Source organism: Nevskia soli DSM 19509, from assembly GCF_000711955.1.
Classification (GTDB): domain Bacteria; phylum Pseudomonadota; class Gammaproteobacteria; order Nevskiales; family Nevskiaceae; genus Nevskia; species Nevskia soli.
Genome location: NZ_JONR01000081.1, coordinates 1 through 3,183 on the forward strand (window position 1 = coordinate 1; position 3,183 = coordinate 3,183).

Here is a 3,183-nt window from a genome sequence, read left to right on the forward strand (position 1 = left end):
GAACTCCCTTGTGTACCGTCGCCGCTTCTCCATAAAACACCTCCTTCAATGCCATAGTAGCGAATGAAGGTGTCTGGGAAACTAGGGGAATCTCAGTACGGGCCGGCTAGTGCCGATTGTACCGCCTGGCTGGGGGGCTGGAGTCGTCACTCGGCTTTTACAGGTCTCCGCCGGAACGCTGCCGGGTAATCGGTCCACTCCCAACTTAACCCACGCGCAGATTCTCGGAGACAAGTGGCGCAGGAGCGCGTATCAGTCACGATGGGCAGGCGGAAACCAGCTCCACAATCTTTCTCTTGAGCTCATCCGTGATCGGCGGGGATTGAAGGACGTTATCGAAAATCAGCTTCTTCCCGGCAGAAGTCTTGGAAAAGACTTCAACGGCTTGATTGTCTGCTGGCGTAAGCTCCAGAACGGCGTCCGGCGCGGGCGTGCCTATTTTTTGATTGAGTTGCGCAAGCCCTGCCAAGATGGACTTTGTACCGGCGGAACTCCGATAGAACTGCACCGCAGTGCGAATTTCTTCATTGGTCATCACAGTGGGGACCCCGCGCACATAGATATCCGTAAATGCAGAGGGGTCCGCGCGAAGCAGGCAGTCATAGCGCCTTTGTGTAACCTTACCCTGCTTCAAGCCATCCCGCATCGACGCCTGAAAACCAAGTAGCGTGGTGCGATCCATCTGCATAACCTGAATGAGTTGCGCTGCGTCGCCGGCAGATTCAGCAGCAGCATGCGGAGAAGCCGCAGTCGGCTGGCCGGCAGAATTGGGCTGTTCTGCCCCTTGACGCACCAGACCGGCTTCCTTGAAGCAGGTCATGTAGCTGCCCATTACCGACATAGGGCTCCACTGCTGCGGCTCTTCGGGATTGCGCCGGTACCGTTCGTAATCTCCGATGGTCTGCCTGGTCGTTTCGGCCAGGGTATCTCCTGTGATCTGATCGACGCGCTTCTGCACGCAGGCGCAGGCTTGGTCCATTTTCTCGGGATTGGCCACCGACAGGTTTGCGCGGTCCGGCAGGGCCGTGGCCCAGGAATGGCAGATGGCCGGAAAGCCCGCCTTGAAGTTCTGCGCTGCGCAGTCGCTCGCCGACTGCTGGACCATCTTCTGCCCGTCCGCCTCGGTGCCGCGCCGGACCAGGGCCGGAGTGGCGCGGGCCCGAATGTTGCGGCCGATACAGCCGCAGTAGTCTCCCGAGGTGAGCTTGTCCATCAGGGTGGGTGGGTCGTTCGATTCCGCGGCCATCTGCTTCAGCTCCGCTATCGCCTGCGTTTTGCACTGCTGCTCGACGTTCTGCGCAAGGTTGTCGACCTGCGCGGCTTCCGCCGGGGTAAACCTTTCCAGCGCCGCCGCGGCAACGGAGGTGGAAAGAAGAACGCTGGCCAGAGCCGGAAGAAGTGATCGCACGATGTCTCCCAATTTACCCCGAAGTTTCTTTCTGATCGCTTTTCGGCTGTCGGCGCCCGAACGTGGTCGCTCACCCGCTAGCATCCCGAGCAAGCGTAGCCTCCGCGCCCAACTTTAGGGCTCCCTATACCGGTCGTTCGCGACCGGCAGCAATGGGCCGTGGACTGTCATTTCCGACCCGCATACTCTCGCTCGATCTGGGCAACGCTGGCGCTGCCTGCGTGATATGTGAACACTTCTCGTAACCGCTCAAACTCCGAGCGCGAAAACCAGCGCGGTATGTCTCTTCGGATGGCTTCGTCCTCAGGCAGATGCTCGAAGAATGCGCATAGGACGGCGGCGACGGTATCGTCGCTATCTGCCGTCCAACACCACCGGGCATACTTCATTATGCGTGCAACCCTATCTGAGTCTTCGGCTCGATAAGCCTTTTCAAATTCACGGCGGAGCTCGATCCAGAGCGACATCGGCGACCAGGCAGCAGAAATCACTTTCTGCAGCTCCGGGAGGACTTCACTCGCTGTCCGCCGCCACTTGCTCATATTCGGCCATCACTGAATTTGGGTCGCGGAAGCCTACCGCAAAGCCGCCGTTGGCGAGCGGCGGCTCCGGGCCGGCTGGGGACGACTAGGTCTTTTCGAGACTGACATAAAGGCACTCCCCTTTGTATGGCCCTTGATTGATCGATGACCTCACGATCTTCAGACCCTTTATCCAACGTACCGAGTTGAAGCACGCTTCAACATCATTCGAAAAACCAGTTTTGCCAGCGGCGAAATGCTCGGGAATTTCCACGCTGCGTAAGTCTCGAAAGAAAGTCTCTCCCTCCGGAAACGCGATGCGATCACTATGAATGGCGTTATGTTCACCCAGCAAGATATTCCAGCGTGCGCCGACGGCTGTATTTACGGTAACAAAAACACCCTTCCCAGCATGGGCGAGAAGATTCAAAAAAAAGTCGCTCCAACAGCGCATGTTTTTCGTCTCAATCTGATTAGGCCTTACTGACACGTAGCCTACCCTAAAGCGGTCGGTCACCAGCGGCAGCTCTGGGCCGGTTGCCGCCGATTGTATTGCTTGTCAGGCCGCGCACACCAGAGATGTTCGGTGCTTGGAGATCGACGCCGGAAGGCGGCCAGATAAATGGAGCTCAGGGTCCAGCTGCCGGCAAGGAACTCCCCTCCGTAGGAGCCCCTGGCTGGGCAGATTGATTGCTGAGATCAAAGGTAATTGGTAGCTGTATAACAAAACTCTTGGCCTCGGGAACGAAGTCATCCCCAATGCCTAGGTCAAATCGCACGATTCGATTGAATACATTGATAGCCTCGACATCGAGTGGAGCACTTCCGGTCTTCGACACCAAACCGACTTCGAGGATCTTCCCTGACCTATCTATGCGAAAGCGGACAACCACTCTCCCGGACTGTTGCAACGCAATGGCTTTAGGTGGGTACCTCAGTTGCGCCTGTACTTGCGCAATGATTTTTGGCAGCACCGGATCAAGAGTCCCAGCCCTTGCGCTAGAGCAGGCAAGTATGATTCCCATCACCCAAATGCCAGCGAAAAGCAGGCTTGCTAGGGGTGCGGCCGCAAACGTACTTGTTCTTCTCTGGCGCATAACCGTTCCTGAGAACCGTTGATGGTTGCCTACCGCAATGCGGACGCTCGCGACAGGTAGGTATGGGCCGACTGCGGTCTGCGGACGATGCGCGGTGCGCCCCCTATCCTGCTGGATTTGAGAGGCGATATCTACGTGGTTCTGCCCTCATTGAGGG

The 3,183-nt window shown here is 57.6% G+C and carries 4 protein-coding genes; all 4 read right to left on the reverse strand.

From position 1 onward, the window contains the following. Positions 1-256: 256 nt before the first annotated feature. The 4 genes from BP26_RS0122430 to BP26_RS31195 all read right to left on the reverse strand — a co-directional run bounded on the left by BP26_RS0122430 (position 257) and on the right by BP26_RS31195 (position 3,026). The gene (locus BP26_RS0122430) at positions 257-1,501 is read right to left on the reverse strand and encodes a hypothetical protein (RefSeq protein ID WP_157572707.1); all 1,245 of its coding nucleotides are present in this window, start codon (positions 1,499-1,501) and stop codon (positions 257-259) included. A 74-nt stretch (positions 1,502-1,575) separates the two neighbouring features. Next, positions 1,576-1,950, reverse strand: coding sequence for a DUF7674 family protein (locus BP26_RS0122435; RefSeq protein ID WP_029922792.1), 375 nt, complete (start codon positions 1,948-1,950; stop codon positions 1,576-1,578). Positions 1,951-2,035: 85 nt separating this feature from the next. Continuing rightward, on the reverse strand, positions 2,036-2,359 hold the full coding sequence (locus BP26_RS29840) for a hypothetical protein (RefSeq protein ID WP_157572708.1): 324 nt from the start codon (positions 2,357-2,359) through the stop codon (positions 2,036-2,038). Positions 2,360-2,558: 199 nt separating this feature from the next. Continuing rightward, positions 2,559-3,026: a TonB family protein gene (locus BP26_RS31195; protein WP_084183345.1), complete on the reverse strand. Its 468-nt coding sequence runs from the start codon at positions 3,024-3,026 to the stop codon at positions 2,559-2,561. Positions 3,027-3,183 lie beyond the last annotated feature (157 nt).

What these genes read in the sequence shown, in the direction of transcription:
- BP26_RS31195 (WP_084183345.1), bottom strand. Translation starts at nt 3,026, where the DNA reads ATGCGCCAGAGAAGAACAAGTACGTTTGCGGCCGCACCCCTAGCAAGC.
- BP26_RS0122435 (WP_029922792.1), bottom strand. Translation starts at nt 1,950, where the DNA reads ATGAGCAAGTGGCGGCGGACAGCGAGTGAAGTCCTCCCGGAGCTGCAG.